At 35.7% G+C, this 5106-nt stretch carries 3 protein-coding genes; 1 reads left to right on the forward strand and 2 read right to left on the reverse strand.

Annotated elements, in window-relative coordinates:
• Positions 1 to 378: 378 nt before the first annotated feature.
• Entirely contained in the window at positions 379 to 582 is a 204-nt protein-coding gene (locus H5119_RS19685; RefSeq protein ID WP_138584805.1) for a cold-shock protein, read from the reverse strand.
• 397 nt (positions 583 to 979) lie between these two features.
• Positions 980 to 2032: a dihydroorotase gene (gene pyrC / locus H5119_RS19690; protein WP_182703437.1), complete on the reverse strand. Its 1053-nt coding sequence runs from the start codon at positions 2030 to 2032 to the stop codon at positions 980 to 982.
• 242 nt (positions 2033 to 2274) lie between these two features.
• Here pyrC and H5119_RS19695 point away from each other — a divergent pair, with 242 nt between their 5' ends.
• The gene (locus H5119_RS19695) at positions 2275 to 4644 is read left to right on the forward strand and encodes a bifunctional diguanylate cyclase/phosphodiesterase (protein ID WP_182703436.1); all 2370 of its coding nucleotides are present in this window, start codon (positions 2275 to 2277) and stop codon (positions 4642 to 4644) included.
• Positions 4645 to 5106 lie beyond the last annotated feature (462 nt).

The following is a 5106-nucleotide window of genomic DNA, read 5'->3' on the forward strand; positions in this document are numbered from 1 at the left end:
TGGTCTAACCGTTTGATTTTTAGATTCATATACACCTCAAAGTTGAGATGTTATTTTATCAAATTAAAGAGAATTAAGCGTTTAAATTAAATCGAAATTTTTGAAATTGGTCTGATCAATGTCTGGTGTAAGAATAAAGTTATTATATTTCAAATCTTACTTTGCTTACTCGGATGATTTTGTGAGTAACTTTGTAAATATTGAATTGAGTACAATGCAATGCTACTAAAAAATGTTAGACGATTTTATAGGCATAAGAGAGGTATACTGAAAAATGTTTAATGGCTTTAAAATCAGATAATAAGGAATATTAAGAATGGAAATTATGGTGAAACAGAGGACTGTTTCACCAAGATGAACGAAGGTTCACATAATAAATTATGCTGCTTCTACGTTCTCAGCTTCAGGGCCTTTTTGACCTTGCTTGATGCTGAATGTCACTGCTTGACCTTCGCTAAGAGTGCGAAAACCAGAACCAGTGATTGCGCTGAAATGTACAAACACGTCAGGACCATTTTCTTGTTCAATGAAACCAAAGCCTTTAGCTTCGTTGAAAAACTTTACTTTACCAGAAACCGACATACTAAATTTTCCTGTAAGTCAATAATTAAAATTCAGCCACATAATTATGGCAATATCCTCCCTGAGTCATGCTCAAAAATATGGAGGTACAGTACAGGAACAAGTAATAACCTAACCGGTAACCTTAAACGCAGCACAATATCCGTAAATTCAATACATAAAAACTCAAAGCGAGATAAGATTAACACATTATTTTTCTTTTCGCTCTATTAATTGAACAAATATTTATTATAAATAGGTTCTTGCTTTGAAACATATTTAAATGACTATTATGCAATCAAAAGTAATCACTTTCATGATTAAATATTATTGAAAATATTTAATCATGAAAGTACAAATAGCCTTATTTTATTTTTTTTCAAAAACCATTGGTCAAGTGGCCCTTGACCGCGATTAATTATTTAACTGACCAATTAATTATATCTTCAGCTTTAATAGGTACAACCTCAGCGTCACCTAAAGAGTAGCTCGCGGGTACTTTCCACGGTTTTTTTTCTAATGTAATGGTATCTGTATTTCTTGGTAACTCATAAAAATCAGGGCCGAAGTGACTTGCAAAACCTTCTAGCATGTCTAATGCATTTGCGTCTTCGAATGCCTCTGCATAGAGCTCAATCGCTGCATGGGCAGTATATGCACCAGCACAACCACAAGCAGCCTCTTTTTTATCTTTATAATGCGGAGCTGAATCGGTTCCTAAAAAAAACTTTTTATTGCCACTTATGGCAGCAGCCATCAACGCTTGCTGGTGAATATTTCGTTTTAATATCGGTAAACAATAGTAATGAGGACGGATCCCACCCGCTAACATGTGATTACGGTTATAAAGTAAGTGATGCGCTGTGATTGTTGCAGCAACATTAGCAGGTGCATTTATTACAAACTCTACTGCATCTTTGGTTGTAATATGTTCTAGAACAATTTTAAGTTCAGGAAAATCACTTACAACATCTCCAAGAACTGTTTCTAAAAATACTTTTTCACGATCAAAAATATCGATAGAAGAATCGGTTACTTCACCGTGAACTAATAAAAGCATACCCACTTCTTGCATTGCTTTTAACACTGGGTAAATATTTTTAACTGACGTAACACCCGAATCAGAGTTAGTTGTCGCACCTGCAGGATATAACTTAGCTGCAACTATCTGAGAAGTTGCTTTTGCTTTTTTTATTTCTTCAGGTGTCGTTTTATCCGTGAGGTACAACACCATTAATGGCTCAAAATCACCTTGTGGCTTAACTGCCATAATACGTTTTTTGTATGAAAGTGCAGTATCAGTACACGTAGCCGGTGGAACTAAATTTGGCATAACAATGGCGCGACCCATATAGCGACTAATATCGCGCACGGTATCCTCTAGCTGATCGCCATCACGTAAATGGACATGCCAATCATCAGGGCGAGTGATCGTTAATGTTGTTACTGAACTTGTGTTATTACTTGTCATCATCTTGTTCCACGGCTGAATTTATCCGATCATAGGCATTTGATGTTTTCGAGTAAAGATTTTATTAAAAAATAATCAGTTAAACTGGCCAGCCTCTTTCCCATAATTCAAGATACAGCGAGGAATAATGACTAAGGTTTACAGTCACCAAAAAACATTCAGCGTTATATTTTGTAGAATCGTTAATATTAAGTTAAATTAGTTCCTGAATTAACACATAATAAGAAAAATACTAATTGCCTATGTCGAACAAAATCGATACAAATAAAGCGCTTGAAATTAAAACTGAACAACTGAGTATAATTAACCAGTTTTCATCAAGCTTGTTGCAGCTTGATACTCTTGAAGAGTTGTTTAAATGCGTCACCACAGAAGTGGTAAATAGACTCGGTTTTGTTGACTGTGTTATTTATCTTGCAGATGAATCAACGCGTACATTAAATCAAGTTGCCTCTATGGGTATCGATGACGAGCGATATAAATACCGAGCGCAAAGAAAAAAAATTAATTTTAACGAAGGGATCACAGGCTTTGTAGCCACAAATGGGGAAGCTATTATACTCGGTGATGTAAGTGCAGATAACCGTTATATCGCAGATGAGCGCCCGGCCCAATCAGAACTATGCGTACCACTTATATACAAAGAGCGTATTTTAGGTGTCATAGACTGTGAACACCCAATAAAAGATTATTTCACAAATGCTCACCTTGAAATATTAACAACTGTTGCGCACCTGCTCAGTGCTAAAATTAATCAAGTCAATACCGTTAGTAGCTTACAAAAAACAGTCGTCCAATTAAATGACGCACAAAAATTAGAAAACAGCCTTTTACAAATTGCTAACTTGACTTACGAAGCCAGTAATTTAGATGTTTTTTTTGAGTCCTTACATAATATTATTAATAGTCTTTTAAGAGCAGATAATTTTTTCATTGGGCTCTATGATAAACAGATCGACATTCTTGATATAGTTTATATTGTTGAAGAAGGTATCCATACCAACACCCACCAAAAAATAGCAAAGAATCAATTAAAAGACACCGCTTCATATTACTTGCTACAAAATGAACAGACGCTGCTTCTAGATAAACAACAATATATGCAGCACATTGAGCAAGGCCATTTTAAAATGGTGGGCAGGCAATCTGAATCTTGGCTTGGGGTTCAGTTTAAAACGAACGAGCGGATCAGTGGTGTTATTGTTATTCAAAGCTATGATAGTAACTTACAGTACAATGAACACGACGGTGCGCTGTTAACTTACGTCAGTCGTCAAATCAGTATGGCGCTTGACAGACAATTAACTCGCCAAGAACTTGAACACCGAGCCCTACATGATGAACTTACAGGACTTGCCAACAGATCATTATTAATAGAAAGAATTAAACATGCTACATTGCGCTTAGCAAGGGCAAAAAAAGGAACTTGTCATGCACTTATGTACTTGGATTTTGACCGATTTAAGAGCATTAATGATTCTCTGGGTCATGAAGTCGGTGACCATTTTTTAATTAAAATATGCGAGTTGATCAAAAGTACGGTACGCAGTACTGATACATTTGCACGTTTAGGCGGCGATGAATTTGCCATTTTCATGGAAAATATTACCCATAAAAATCAAGTCAACGAAGCACTAAAGCGCATCCAAACCGTTCTTTCAAAACCGCTCAATGTCGATGGGCATTTATTACAAGCATCAACCAGTATTGGTATCGCATATAGTGATAAAGTCGATGATGAAGCCTATGTGCTCTTACAACAATCCGATGCAGCCATGTACGAAGCTAAATCGACTGGCCGTGGGCAAGTTAAGTTTTTTAATAATACCATGCGAAAAAAACTTAAAACGCATGCAGATATAGAAAATGACTTACAGCACGCAATTGAACACAACGAGTTTGAACTTTATTTTCAACCTATCTTCACTATCTCTACTGGCGACATTGTTGGTTTTGAGGCTTTAGTTCGCTGGCATCATCCTAATAAAGGCTTCGTTTCACCTAATGACTTTATTCCGATCGCTGAAACCACTGGCCAAATTATAAATCTTGATTTACACCTACTTGATTTAGCTGCGCAACACATTTCAGATTGGCATCAGCAAGGGTATCGCTTTTTAAAAATTACCGTTAACGTATCATCTCGTCATTTTGCAAGCCTTGATTTCGTCGCGCAAATTCATGCTATATACAATAAATATCAGCTTCCTTTAGGCTCTCTGTGCTTAGAAATTACAGAGTCTGGCTTAATCGAAAACTTAGCACTAGCCACTCAAATTATTGAAGGTTTATCTCCTTTAAAAGTAAGATTATGCTTAGATGATTTTGGAACTGGTTATTCCGCATTAGGTTACCTGCATCAACTGCCTATTCATGTTCTAAAAATAGATAAAAGCTTTATAGATCACCTTCAAGATTCAACAAATCCTTTAGTAGAAGCCATTTTATCGCTGGCACAATCGTTAAAGCTTGCCGTCGTTGCTGAAGGAATTGAGACTGCCGAGCAGTTAGCTATATTACAAACAACACAATGTGATTTTGGCCAAGGCTTTTTAAAATCTAAACCTGTCACAGCAAAAGAAGCTATAGCACTTATCGATAAGCCACTATAAAAAGCCAGCTTGTAAATCGCTGGCGGTATTACTTAAGCTGAACTCTAGAGAATGGGTAATGGGTAATAAATCTATCTCAAACAGCTATTTCAGCGCCAACGGCGTTTAAAATCCTAGGTTAGAAAAGAATAAGTTTAAATATCATTTTGGTTCACTAGGGTAGTAAATCTTTTAATCGAAGTGCAGGTTACTTACTATTTTAGTTTTTCACTTGATACATTTTTTACCGACAAGAGTGGTACTAAAATTGTGTAATCGTTGCAATGACAGGTACTCAAATTGTTGTTTAGATAGTTAAAAACTAAGTTATACCAACCTGCATAAATCTTTGATCAACTTAACGAATTAAATTGCACTATAACGTCGTTAAAAATTTTTTATTTAGAACAACTAGATACAAAAATTTTTGCCTAGTTCTAGCGTAATTTTCTTAACGTTAAATAGACCCCATATATAAGCAGA

This window comes from Pseudoalteromonas sp. SG45-5 (assembly GCF_014164085.1).
GTDB lineage: Bacteria > Pseudomonadota > Gammaproteobacteria > Enterobacterales > Alteromonadaceae > Pseudoalteromonas > Pseudoalteromonas aliena.